Genomic DNA, 11,825 nt, shown 5'->3' with positions numbered 1-11,825 from the left:
CGTATTTACTGATGGATATATTTTTTGAAATTAAAATATAGAGGTGAATATATATGGTTATTCAATTGCAAAAAGGACAGAAAATTGATTTAGCTAAAACAAGCCCAGGTTTATCAAGAGCAGTAATTGGTCTTGGATGGGATATTAAATCTTATGATGGTGGATCTGATTTCGATTTAGATGCATCTGCCTTTTTATTAGATGCGAACGGGAAATGTACGAAGGAAACTGATTTTATTTTCTATAATAATTTACAGTCTCCTTGTGAATCAGTTTTACATACAGGAGATAACCGTACAGGTGCAGGTGAAGGCGATGATGAGCAACTTGTTGTCGATTTGAAAAAGGTTCCAGCAGATGTTCATAAAATTGCTATTACAGTTACAATTTATGATGGTGAAGGCCGTAATCAAAACTTTGGACAGGTTGCAAATGCATTCGTTCGTTTAGCAAATGAAGAAACAAACGAAGAAGTTCTTCGTTTTGATTTAGGGGAAGATTTCTCCATTGAAACAGCAGTTGTCTTTTGTGAATTATATCGTCATAATGGACAGTGGAAGTTTAGTGCAGTAGGAAGCGGATTCCAAGGTGGATTAGGTGCGCTTGTAAAAGCGTATGGCTTGGATGCATAAGAAGGGAAACGGCATTCGTTTCCTTTTTTTGACCTTTCTATAAATCTAGCAAAGAATAGGGGATAAAGGTAAGATGAGTATTTTGCAAGGAATCCTTGATACGTATGCTCAGTTTTTCGACTTGGACATGTGGATTAAAGTGTTACAAGATCCAGTATCTTGGGGGTTAATAGGTACACTTGTTGTACTTGAAGGTTTATTATCTGCTGACAATGCACTTGTGTTAGCGGTAATGGTAAAACATCTTCCAGAAGAAAAACGAAAAAAAGCATTATTCTATGGACTGATTGGAGCTTATGTATTCCGTTTTATTGCAATTGGAATCGGAATGTTCTTAATTAAATTGGCATGGGTAAAAGTGTTAGGTGCGCTTTACTTAGCTTGGCTGTCAATTAAATATTTCATTGATAAAAGAAAAGGCACTTCAGAAGAAGAGGAAGCCCATGGTTTGAACCAAAATAGTATTCTCTTCAGAATGTTCGGTGTTTTCTGGGGAACGGTTGCGATGGTTGAATTAATGGATATCGCATTCTCTGTAGATAGTGTACTTGCTGCATTTGGTGTATCGAATGAAGTTTGGATTTTACTATTAGGTGGAATGCTCGGTATTTTAATGATGCGTGGTATCGCTGGCGTATTCTTAAAATTGTTAGAGCGTATTCCAGAACTTGAAACGACAGCATATATTTTAATCTTAATTATTGCGGCAAAAATGCTGTTATCTGTCATTCATATTGAAGTAAGTCATACAGTGTTCTTTATTGTTTTAGTTGTAGCGTTTGGAATAACATTTATAATTCACTACATGAAGAATAGTGGACAAGCACGAGAAGAAGTTGCAGCTACTAAAAATGAACATAAATAATTGAAATGGGTTTGCTCGTTATGCGAGCGCCCATTTTTTATAACTAAAAATAGTTTATAATAGAAGAGAGACTTTAGAAAAAACGTAAATGTTTTTGGAGGTGAACTGTTGTGTTTTCACGTTTTACACTTCAACCATGTGCATTAAAAGATGAATCAGATTTAAAGCAATTTGAAGCACTTTTAGAAAAACGCCCACAATATGAACTGACAGAGAATGAGATGAAATTTAGTTACATAGCAAGTCGCATTCTTGGTGTTCCGAATGATGTAGATGAATATTTCAATGGGCTATTTGATTATAGTGAAGCAAAAGGGATCGAGGTTTTGCATGAACAAAATTTAAATAAGGTGATTGATCCCGAAAAACTGCGCCATATTCAAGAAGTTTTTGCATTACATCAAGAAGCGCCGAATGGACTTACAGTAAATAGGCTTGTAGCACATTTGTCTGGGAAACAACTATTACCGCAAGTAGACAATCCGGATTTACAGCATTATATATATACGACGTTTATTGCTGTATTGAAATTGTATGAGAAACAACATAATCAATCTTTAAAAACAGAAGGATTCCGGCGTTTCTTAATCGATATGATTAAATTAAGTGAAAATTACGTAGCGAAGTGGTTCTCTACGATTAATTATAAGAAACAAATGCCGCGTATCGTTTGGTACGGTGATGCGACGGAGAGTCGTATATATTTCTTATACTTTCTTATTATGCTCGGCTGCGATGTGCTTTATTATCACCCAGAAGGAAAAGATGGATTTGAGAGTGTAGATGAGGAAGGAAAGACCTTTGTCATATCTCATTCGGGTCGTATTTCATTAGAACCATTTCCTGATCGGCGTCGTGAACGCGTCGCAACAGTAGCTTATCAAGCTTCAAAAGAAATCGAGCAAGTACTTCACCACGATAATTCATTATTATACAAACCGTGGCAATTCCGTTCGTATACACCTGTAGCCCGTACGCTCAAAACAACGTACGATGAACTCTTTTTAATTACGAAAGAAAAGGCATTTGTACGTCCAACATTCTTTGTTGAAAATAAGCATATTTATATTCCTTCTTTATTTGCAAAAATATCAGGCGTTTCAAAGAATGATAAAGAATATTTCCAGCGATTAAAGGCTGTTACATCATTTGATAACAGTTTTTTAATTAATACATTCCCGTTTACGAAAGAACAAAAAGCGAATTTCCAATATCATTATCGTGATGCATTGGACCGCGGGGGGAAGTTACATCCGGATTTAATTATGAACAGCCACTGGTGGCCGCATAAGCGTTTACCAGAAGGATTACAACATGGTATTGCAGAAGCGATTATTCATACGTGTGAAAGTGAAATGTGTAAACCAATTGCGAGAGAGACGAAACAAGATGTAGCACTGTATGTTTTCGCACAACTCTCGCAAATACCACCGAACATTTTAGAGCAGCTTGAGAAATTTGATTATTCGCAAGAAGTACCGAAAATTGTTATATTTAATAATGAGAAGAGCGGAGAATTAAGTCGTTCTGATGCTGTGTTATTACTATTTTTAAATCAAATTGGAGTAGATGTATTCCACTTTAATCCAACGGGGAGAAACGATATTGAACCGTATATTGAATCAGGAGCATTTGACTCACATTGGCTTGAAGAAGTTAATTTCGATCTTGAATTTCATGGTTCATCAGCCTATAAAAATTTATCACAAACAATAAAAGGACTATTTCGTCCATTTTTATAAGGAAAGGGAGAATATCATATGAATAACCCAGTCGTACTAGATTCGAAAACAGAATTGAATGAGCAAACCGCACAAGACGTTCGCTTGCAACTTAGACAAGATGCTGAAGTACAACGTATTTATAATGCAGTAGACATTAAAGACCAACTAGAATTAATCGAGCTTGGAAAAGAGCCTTCTATGGAGATTTCACGTTTCGCTGATCAAATTTTACATACAATGTCTTTATCGAAAATAGAAGACTCTGGTGAATTATTAAAACAGCTTGGTAAAATTATGGACAGATTTGATAGTAAAGACTTTGCGGAAGAGAAAAGTGGTTTCTTCTCACGTATGTTCAAAAAAGCAGATAAAATGATTGAACAAATCTTTAGTAAGTATCAGACGATGGGTCGCGAAATGGATAAAGTATACGTAGAAATTACGAAGTATCAAGATGAAATGAAAAAATCAATTGGTACGTTAGATGGTTTATATGAGCAAAACTTAAAGTATTATTTAGACTTAGAAAAATACGTAGTAGCAGGGGAAATGTTATTAGAGCGTTTAAATACAGAGTTAGTTCCGATGTACGAAGAACGCATACGTAATAATGATCAGTTAGCAGGTATTGAATTAGAATCGCTTAAAAACTCTGTTGAAATTTTAGAACAACGTATTGATGATTTAGAAAAAGCACGTATGGTTGCTCTATTAACAGCGCCACAAATTCGTATGATTCAACGCGGTAACAATAAATTAATCGGTAAAATCAATACAGCATTTATTACAACGATTCCTATTTTTAAAAATGGTATCATTCAAGCGGTAAATGCGAAACGTCAAAAACTTGTTGCGGACTCTATGGCTGAACTTGATCGCCGTACAAATGAATTACTTAAGAAAAATGCACAAAATATCGCAACTCAAAGTGTGGAAGTAGCGAGAATATCAGGTTCTTCTAGTATTAAGATGGAAACACTTGAGGAAACTTGGAACATTATTTCAAGAGGTATGCAAGAAACACAACAAATTGAAGAGCAAAATAAACGTGAGCGTGAAGAAAGTCGTAAGCGTATGGCTACATTAACAGAAAACATTAAAAAAGAATTACAAGGATAAACAAAAAGGCAATGAGGAATATTCCTCATTGCCTTTTATTCGCTATTTGCACTTTATTTTCTCTTAAATAATTTAATGATTTCATTCACAACAAGCGGAATGATACTTAACAAGAGAACAAATCCCCAATCTCGCATTGTTAATGCATGCACACCAAATATATTGGCAAGAGGTGGGATGGAGATGATACACACTTGCATAAGAACACCGATTAGAAGTGAGAAGACTAAATATTTATTTGTAAATATCCCAATTGAAAAAATTGATTTCGTTCTTGAACGTAAGTTAAATGAATGAACGAGTTGAGAAAAACTAAGAACGACAAATGCCATCGTTTGAGCGTGTAATAGAGCGTCTTCATCAATTTGATCTGGGAAGAGAGGAAATAAATTTGTATCTCCTGTATAGAGCTTTGCCCCGACGATAAAGGCTGTTAAAGTAAGAAGTCCAATTACAACCCCATTGAAAATAAGAAAAGGAACGCTGCCGCTAAATAAGCTTTCTTTCGCATGTCGTGGTTTGTCCTTCATCACATCTGGATCTTCAGGATCAACACCGAGTGATAATGCAGGCAGTGTATCTGTAATTAAATTTACCCACAAAATGTGAATAGGTCGTAGTGGTGTTGCCCAGCCGAGTAAAATAGCTAAAAAGAGAGCTATAATTTCGCCGAAGTTACAAGAGAGTAGGAAGAGAATAGACTTTTTAATATTACGATAAATATTTCTTCCTTCTTCAACAGCTTTCACAATAGATGAGAAGTTATCATCTGTTAAAACTACATCTGCTGCGCCTTTTGCGACATCTGTTCCTGTAATTCCCATTGCTACTCCAACATCAGCTTGTTTTAAAGAGGGAGCATCATTTACACCGTCACCAGTCATGGAAACGATATTTCCTTCATCACGTAATGCTTTTACAATCTTCACTTTATGTTCTGGAGAAACCCTAGCAAAGACATTTAAGTGATTAATTTTACTTGCTAGTTCTGTATCTGAAATGTTATCTAATTCAGTTCCAATCATAATTTCAGATTTTTCTTCAGCGATACCAAGTTCTTTGGCAATTGCAAAGGCGGTATCCTTATGATCACCAGTAATCATAACTGTGCGAATACCAGCTTTTTTACATTCTATAATTGAATCTTTTACTTCTGTGCGTGGTGGATCAATCATACCGATAAGACCGATAAAGATGAGATTTTCTTCGAGGTGATTAATATCCACATCGTTTGAATCGTATCGTTTATATGCGAATGAAAGTACTCTTAAGGCTTCTTGCGACATTGACCCGGCAGCTTCTAATATTTGATTTTTATCAGAATCTGTTAGGACCTCCAGTTTATTATTAATAAAAATATGGGTACAGTGAGGTAAAAGTTTATCAATAGCACCTTTCGTCATGCTATAGTAGCCTTCATCGTACGTATGTACAGTTGACATCATTTTACGATCAGAATCGAAAGGCAATTCGTTAACACGTTCATGTTTATTTTCTAAATAATCTTTTTGAATGTTAAAAGAGCTTCCGGCAACAAGAAGGGCAATTTCTGTAGGATCCCCCGTTTGTGAGTCGGCACCGTAAGAAGCATCGTTGCATAAAACCATGTTTTCTAATAATAGACGGTGTGCAGCATTATTTACATTCAAATTTTCTAGCTGATCGTATGCACGATCACTATAAAAGTGAGTAACAGTCATTTTATTTTGAGTTAATGTACCTGTTTTATCTGAACAAATAATCGTGACAGAACCGAGAGCTTCAACAGCTGGTAGTTTACGAATGATAACGTTTTGTTTAATCATACGCTGAACACCAATTGCAAGAACGATGGAAACGATAGCTGGTAAGCCTTCTGGAATGGCTGCAACAGCTAAACTAATTGCGGTCATAAACATTTCCAAAGTATCTCTTCCTTGTAAAAAACCGATGAGAAACATAATAACGCAAATAGCTACAGCGACAAAACCTAAATATTTTCCTACTTGTGCTAAGCTTTTTTGAAGCGGTGTCATATCATCTTCAGCTTCATGCAAAAGAGTTGCGATTTTTCCGATTTGTGATTTCATTCCAGTTTCGACAGCAACACCGACGCCACGTCCGTATGTTACTAACGTCGACATAAAGGCCATGTTTTTTTGATCGCCTAATGGTACTTGCTCATCACTTTGCATGGAAGGGTGGTAGACTGCATCTTTATCGACAGGGACAGATTCACCAGTTAGAGCAGATTCTTCAATTTTTAAATTCGCAGTTTCGATAAGTCGTAAATCGCAGGGGATATACCGCCCAGCATCAAGCATAACGATATCACCTGGAACGACGTGCTCAGATGGAATCTCTTTAAGTTCACCATCTCGCTTTACGATAGCTTTAGGTGTTGCCATCTTTTTCAATGCTTCTAAAGCCTGTTCTGCTTTCGATTCTTGGATTACACCGATAACAGCATTTAAAACTACAACGAGCGCGATAATACTTGCATCGGCCCATTCACCTACAAAGGCGGAAATAAGGGCAGCGATAATAAGGACATATACGAGGACGTCATTAATTTGGGCGAAAACGCGCTGCCATAAAGTACGTTTTTGTTTTGAAGTCAATTCGTTTGGACCATACTGTTTTAAACGTTCATTTACGTTTTCATCTGTTAAACCGTGCTGTTCATTTGTTTCTAGGTCGATTAATGTTTGATTTTTCGTCTTACTGTACCAATTGCTCATAAGTAAGCACCCCCAGTAAAAACAGTTAGCAATGGTAGTGTGGCAATTTTTTTAGAGTAGTATGTATGGAGAAAAAATCTAAGGTGAGGTTCTACTTTCATTGTACAGTATTTTAGAATGTGATGAGGAAAAGAGAAGAGTTGTCATGAATTTGTTGAAATTAAAAGAGCCTCGAATACGTGAGGCTCTTTGTCATTTTTTAATTAATGTACCTAATTCCTCAGTAATAGCTTGCATTTCACTAATACTGAATGTTTCACGTTTCATAACATGCTCATAAATGTCACGTAAGTCCTCGTACATTTCTGCGTTAAAACTAGCAGCTCTCATTGCTCCAGCATTAACCATGCGTAATTTTTCTTTAATAGCTTCTACCATATATTCAACGTTTGCTTCTGATTTTACGGATAAATCCACCGAAGTGTCCCCCTTTAAAATAACATAAGGTTATCTTAACATTTTTTTATCATTTTCGTTAATGAAACTTTTCAATCCTATTAAATTAGTAGGGATTTCCTTTATATTTAATAATTGGTTGTTTATACTATATAAGTATATAGTAAGAAATGCACCAAGAAGGGAAGAAACAAAAATATGGTCCGAGTATTGTTTGTTTGTCTTGGGAACATTTGTCGTTCTCCAATGGCAGAAGCAATTTTTCGAGATCTTGTCGTAAAAGAGGGACTCGAAGAGAAAATTGTCATTGATTCTGCAGGAACTGGAGATTGGCATATTGGTCATCCACCACATAAAGGAACACAAAAAATTTTAAAAGAAAATGAAGTCTCTTTTGAAGGAATTAAAGCACGGCAAGTAGAAAAAGAAGACTTAACAAAGTTTGATTATATTATTGCCATGGACAACAAGAATATAGCGGATTTAAAAAGTTTTGATAAAACTGGAGGCTATATTGGTAGACTGTCCGATTTTGTTCCAGACGGTGGCTGGACAGACGTTCCTGACCCTTACTTTACAGGGAACTTCCAAGAAGTGTATGACCTTGTAACAGAAGGGTGTGTAAAGCTATTAGCTTTCATTCGAAATGAACAAGGAATATGAGGAAGCTTAGAAAGTAATACTTTCTAATATAAGAAATGAAAGGGTGAAGGAATATGGCAAAGAAAAATAATATTGCTCGAAACATTGCGATTGGTGTAGCTGCAGGTGTAGCTGTATCTATGTTAAAGAAAGAAAACCGTGAAAAAGTAAAAAACACGGCAGAAAAAGCAAAAACAAAGATGATTGAAATTGGTGAAAATGCGAAGATAAAAGAAAAAGTGCAAACTGTTACAGATAAAGGACGCGAACTTGCTGATTTCAATGTAGTGAAAGCGAAAGTAGCAGAAATTAAAAAATTGACGCCGTCTGTTGTAGAAACGTTAAAAGAAACGAAAGAAATTTTTAGTAAGAAAAAAATTGTGCCAGTAGAAAAACCGGAAACGATTGAAATTCAAGCTGTATCTCCAAAGGTAGATGAGCTTAAAGCAGAAGAAGAGCCAGTGGTAGCTGAAGATGGTGGTATGAAAGAAGCGCGTGAATTATTTATGAAGGACTCAAATGCAGAGGAAAAAAAAACTGAAGCATACATTGAGCTAAAGCAAAATAAAGAAGAGAAGAAAAGCGTCTAAAAAATATGAGAAAATTTCTAGAAAAAGCAAAAAGAAATCGCACTTTTTCGTTTGGGAAAGATTTATATGACCGGACGATGCGCGATGATGTAGCGGGCTTAGCAGCACAGCTCGCTTATTTCTTCTTGCTTGCGATTTTCCCTGGGCTTGTTTTCTTAATTACGCTTCTTGGCTTTATTGACCTTCAAACAGAAAGTGTGCTCAATTTATTAGAACCGTACGTACCAGAAGATGCGATGAACTTAATTGAAGTAAACGTAGATAAAGTTGTAAACGAACAAAATGGTGGTTTATTATCATTCGGTTTACTATCGATGTTATGGTTTGCTTCTAATGGAGTAAATGCGATTATGAATGCTTTTAACCGTGCTTATGATGTAACAGAAACACGCTCCTTTATTAAAACAAGAGCTTTATCAATTGTGTTTACATTAGCTATTATTTTTATGATTGTCTTTGCGCTAATTGTTCCAGTATTCGGACAAGTAATTGGTGCAGCAGTGTTTAAAGCAATTGGTTTATCGGATAGTTTTGCTTATGTGTGGAGTATTGCACGTTTAGTAGCGAGTTTCTTCGTTTTGGTCGCTTTGTTTAGCTTTTTATATACGTTTGCACCTGATCGGAAATTAAAGCGAAGAGAAGTCATATCGGGGGCTTTATTTGCTACTGTAGGGTGGATTGTGGTATCGTACTCATTTGCCTATTATGTAGATAAATTTGCAAATTACGCTAATACATATGGTGGTCTCGGTGGTATCATTATTTTAATGTTATGGTTTTACTTAACTGCGTGGGTAATTTTACTTGGCGGTGAAATTAATGGTTTACTCCATCATTATAGAACGGGTGACAATAATTCCCGTAATGAAAAATGAGCTCTTGTTCCATAATAAAAGGGGACAGGGGGGATATTTCATGAGTAATAATAAAAAGAACCACAACAATAAAAGCAACAATAAACAAAAGAGCAGTTCGCATCCAAAGCATAAAACAAGCAGCAGTGCGAACGGTCATAATAGCTACCATTAAAAAAAACGGGTCCTTCATCAGGGACCCGTTATTTATTTCCTTTTAATAATCGTAAACCATTCAAAATGACAAGGATGGTACTTCCTTCATGTCCAATAACACCGAAGGGAAGAGCTAAAAACTGTAAAAAATTTGAACAAATCAGCATTGCAATGACAGCTAAAGAGAAGATAACGTTTTGCTTCACAATACGGTTCATTCGTTTTGATAAACGGATTGCTTGAGAGAGACGAGATAATTCGTTTTTCATAAGAACAACGTCTGCAGTCTCTAATGCTACGTCTGTTCCTTCACCCATTGCAACACCAATACTAGCAGTAGCGAGGGCAGGTGCATCGTTTATACCATCTCCAACCATGGCGACTATGCCATACTTTTCTTTTAACTGCTTTATCGTTTCAACTTTTGTTTCCGGTAAACATGATGCGTAATATTCTTTTATATTACTTTCATTGGCAATTGCTTTTGCTGTTTCTTCATTATCACCAGTAATCATGATTGCTTCGACACCAATGCTTTGCAAATCACGAATAGCCGCTATCGTTTCTTGGCGAAGGGTATCTTTTAAAGCGATCAGTCCAAGAATACCATCCTCATCACTAATATAAACGACAGTTTTCCCCTCTTTTTCAAGTGAAGCAGAAATGCCATTATGGAATGTTTTTATTTCTTCTCCGATAAAATCAGCTTTACCAATTTTATAAGCTTTGTTTTCTAATATTCCTTTTAATCCAAAACCAGTTACATCTTCAACGTTTTCTGGTTTTTTTATCGTAATGTCGTAAGCATGTTTTGCATATTTAACAATCGCTTCTGCTAAAGGATGTGTAGAGTGACTTTCAATCGCTGCTGTAATAGAAAGTACTTCACTTTCTGCTATGCCTTCTCGAACATATACATCTGTTACAGTAGGTTTTCCTTGTGTTAATGTTCCTGTTTTATCAAAGGCAATCGCCTTTACTGAAGCTAGACGTTCTAAATGAATACCACCTTTAAAGAGAATACCGTTTCTCGCTCCGTTTGAAATTGCTGATAAAGTTGCCGGTGTAATGGCTGCAACTAGTGCGCAAGGAGAAGCGACTACAAGTAAGATCATAGCGCGATAAAACGTTTCATTCCAACTCCAATCAAGTAAGAAATGAGGAACGAACATCATAAGCGCAACAACAAGTAGTACACCTTTTACGTATGTTCCTTCAAATTTTTCGATGAATAGTTGTGATGGTGATTTTTCGCTTTGTGCACTTTGAACGAGACGAATAATCTTTTGGAATAATGTTTGATCGCTCGGCTTCGTAATTTTAACTTCAATAGCTCCACGTAAATTTACAGTGCCAGCAAATACTTCATCACCGAATTTTTTCTCATTCGGAATAGGTTCTCCTGTAATAGCAGCTTCATCAATATTTGTTTCACCAGTATGAATTGTGCCATCAGCAGGAACACGCTCACCTGGCTTAATTAAAATAATATCGTTAATTTGTAATTGTCCAACTGGAATACGTTCCTCGGTTCCGTGTGAAATACGTAATGCTTCTTCAGGTTGTAAGTCAAGAAGCGCTGAAATTTCTTTTTGGCTTTTACTTAATGTATAAGATTCCATTGCTCCGCTTAATGCAAAGATGAAGATTAAAATAGCACCTTCTGCCCAGTAACCGATAACTGCGGCGCCGATAGCTGCAAAAATCATGAGCATTTCAACATTTAGCTCTTTCTCTTCAATTGAGTCTGCAATACCTTCTTTAGCTTTTGCAAATCCTCCAATTACATAAGCAAGGATATAGAAAGTAATACCTGCACTTATTGCATCATTTTTTGTGAATAACCAGCCAGCTAAAATAAAAATACCAGATGCGATTGCAAATATAAGTTCATAATGTTTCTTTAATGTATCCCATAAAGAGGGATGAGAAATATCTTTTTGTGCTTGTAATGTTTTTACTTCTGCGTTCATTAATACTCGCTCCTTCCGAATTCTTATTGAGAAAAAGAATCAAAATCGAAACCCCTATAAAACGACGAAAGCTGCCATCCATAATGGATAGCAGCATTTCTGTTGAATCTGATTTTAATAGTTATTATGTTGTAATTATTCTATAGTATAGCAT

The 11,825-nt window shown here is 35.9% G+C and carries 10 protein-coding genes; 7 read left to right on the top strand and 3 right to left on the bottom strand.

Features of this window, described 5'->3' with window-relative positions:
• Window positions 1–53: 53 nt before the first annotated feature.
• The 4 genes from AB3X48_RS11640 (at window position 54) to AB3X48_RS11625 (ending at window position 4,340) form a co-directional block, all read left to right on the top strand.
• Complete coding sequence (locus AB3X48_RS11640) at window positions 54–632, top strand: TerD family protein (RefSeq protein WP_016103444.1); 579 nt, start codon at window positions 54–56, stop codon at window positions 630–632.
• A gap of 73 nt (window positions 633–705) precedes the next feature.
• Window positions 706–1,497 (top strand): TerC family protein, encoded by a 792-nt coding sequence (locus tag AB3X48_RS11635; protein WP_016103445.1) that lies wholly within the window; start codon window positions 706–708, stop codon window positions 1,495–1,497.
• A 110-nt stretch (window positions 1,498–1,607) separates the two neighbouring features.
• Complete coding sequence (locus AB3X48_RS11630; protein WP_002159417.1) at window positions 1,608–3,239, top strand: YceG family protein; 1,632 nt, start codon at window positions 1,608–1,610, stop codon at window positions 3,237–3,239.
• 18 nt (window positions 3,240–3,257) lie between these two features.
• Window positions 3,258–4,340: a toxic anion resistance protein gene (locus tag AB3X48_RS11625; RefSeq protein WP_002115838.1), complete on the top strand. Its 1,083-nt coding sequence runs from the start codon at window positions 3,258–3,260 to the stop codon at window positions 4,338–4,340.
• A gap of 53 nt (window positions 4,341–4,393) precedes the next feature.
• Here AB3X48_RS11625 and AB3X48_RS11620 read toward each other — a convergent pair whose 3' ends face one another.
• On the bottom strand, window positions 4,394–7,060 hold the full coding sequence (locus AB3X48_RS11620) for a cation-translocating P-type ATPase (protein WP_016103446.1): 2,667 nt from the start codon (window positions 7,058–7,060) through the stop codon (window positions 4,394–4,396).
• A 192-nt stretch (window positions 7,061–7,252) separates the two neighbouring features.
• A complete protein-coding gene (locus AB3X48_RS11615; RefSeq protein WP_002113714.1) occupies window positions 7,253–7,477 on the bottom strand; it encodes a DUF1128 domain-containing protein in 225 nt (74 codons plus the stop codon).
• 177 nt (window positions 7,478–7,654) lie between these two features.
• On the opposite strand from AB3X48_RS11615, the gene AB3X48_RS11610 reads away from it, so the two are divergent.
• Genes AB3X48_RS11610 through AB3X48_RS11600 form a run of 3 tightly spaced genes read left to right on the top strand, consistent with a single transcriptional unit; the run spans window position 7,655 to window position 9,563 of the window.
• A complete protein-coding gene (locus AB3X48_RS11610; protein ID WP_002159414.1) occupies window positions 7,655–8,119 on the top strand; it encodes a low molecular weight protein-tyrosine-phosphatase in 465 nt (154 codons plus the stop codon).
• Between the two features lie 53 nt (window positions 8,120–8,172).
• Window positions 8,173–8,688, top strand: a complete 516-nt coding sequence (locus AB3X48_RS11605; RefSeq protein WP_002115844.1) for a DUF4075 domain-containing protein — start codon at window positions 8,173–8,175, stop codon at window positions 8,686–8,688.
• A 5-nt stretch (window positions 8,689–8,693) separates the two neighbouring features.
• Window positions 8,694–9,563 carry a YihY/virulence factor BrkB family protein gene (locus tag AB3X48_RS11600; protein ID WP_016103447.1) on the top strand — a complete coding sequence of 290 codons (870 nt, stop codon included), beginning with the start codon at window positions 8,694–8,696 and terminating at the stop codon, window positions 9,561–9,563.
• Window positions 9,564–9,745: 182 nt separating this feature from the next.
• On the opposite strand, the gene AB3X48_RS11595 is transcribed toward AB3X48_RS11600, so the two are convergent.
• Window positions 9,746–11,671 (bottom strand): heavy metal translocating P-type ATPase, encoded by a 1,926-nt coding sequence (locus tag AB3X48_RS11595; RefSeq protein ID WP_002113732.1) that lies wholly within the window; start codon window positions 11,669–11,671, stop codon window positions 9,746–9,748.
• Window positions 11,672–11,825 lie beyond the last annotated feature (154 nt).

This window comes from Bacillus sp. S4, assembly GCF_040838205.1.
In the GTDB taxonomy this organism is placed as follows: domain Bacteria; phylum Bacillota; class Bacilli; order Bacillales; family Bacillaceae_G; genus Bacillus_A; species Bacillus_A cereus_U.
The sequence above is the reverse complement of the archived record's forward strand: the minus strand, read 5'-3'. Positions and strand labels throughout refer to the sequence as shown.

Coding starts and splice junctions, on each gene's coding strand:
- AB3X48_RS11640 (WP_016103444.1), top strand. CDS start 54: ATGGTTATTCAATTGCAAAAAGGACAGAAAATTGATTTAGCTAAAACA.
- AB3X48_RS11635 (WP_016103445.1), top strand. CDS start 706: ATGAGTATTTTGCAAGGAATCCTTGATACGTATGCTCAGTTTTTCGAC.
- AB3X48_RS11625 (WP_002115838.1), top strand. CDS start 3,258: ATGAATAACCCAGTCGTACTAGATTCGAAAACAGAATTGAATGAGCAA.
- AB3X48_RS11620 (WP_016103446.1), bottom strand. CDS start 7,060: ATGAGCAATTGGTACAGTAAGACGAAAAATCAAACATTAATCGACCTA.
- AB3X48_RS11610 (WP_002159414.1), top strand. CDS start 7,655: ATGGTCCGAGTATTGTTTGTTTGTCTTGGGAACATTTGTCGTTCTCCA.
- AB3X48_RS11605 (WP_002115844.1), top strand. CDS start 8,173: ATGGCAAAGAAAAATAATATTGCTCGAAACATTGCGATTGGTGTAGCT.
- AB3X48_RS11600 (WP_016103447.1), top strand. CDS start 8,694: ATGAGAAAATTTCTAGAAAAAGCAAAAAGAAATCGCACTTTTTCGTTT.
- AB3X48_RS11595 (WP_002113732.1), bottom strand. CDS start 11,671: ATGAACGCAGAAGTAAAAACATTACAAGCACAAAAAGATATTTCTCAT.